This is a genomic window from Vibrio sp. 10N.261.55.A7 (genome assembly GCF_002877365.1).
Taxonomy (GTDB): Bacteria; Pseudomonadota; Gammaproteobacteria; order Enterobacterales; family Vibrionaceae; genus Vibrio.
The window spans coordinates 1-444 of sequence record NZ_MCWZ01000210.1; the positions used below are offsets into that span (position 1 = coordinate 1).

Annotated in this window: 1 pseudogene; it reads left to right on the forward strand. The window is 37.2% G+C overall.

The annotated features are described in order from the left end of the window. Nucleotides 1-304: pseudogene (locus tag BCU12_RS23530) on the forward strand (hypothetical protein); the annotation flags it as partial. Between the last annotated feature and the right edge of the window lie 140 nt (nt 305-444).

The window sequence follows — 444 nt, forward strand, 5'->3', positions numbered from 1 at the left end:
TTACTACGATAATAATATTCAGTACAGTGATTTTTCTGATATAGAGAAAACAGTGAACGCATTATCAAGAGATAGCTTAGACGTTTTAAATTACCTATCTTATGCTTTTGACGAGGATACCAGTCATGGTTCCGATTCGTGGAAACGAGTTAAATATGAATATTTATCCGAAGGCTCATATGATCAGTTGACCACTGTTCGCGATTCTCATGGAGGGTGGCTCAGAACGTACAATTATGCAGATGGGACTTATTTACAGGAGTGCTCCAAAGATGGAAATATTTGGTATGCACCATGCGAATAAATCTAATTTCAACGTAGTTTACTAATAGTCTGTTTTTTTGACGAATGATGACCTCTTTTTTAGCGGGTTGATGGAGTAGGGAACCTTTTCTTTTTTATTTACATTAGGCAATCGACGTGTCCGGTTGCTGCTATGAATCT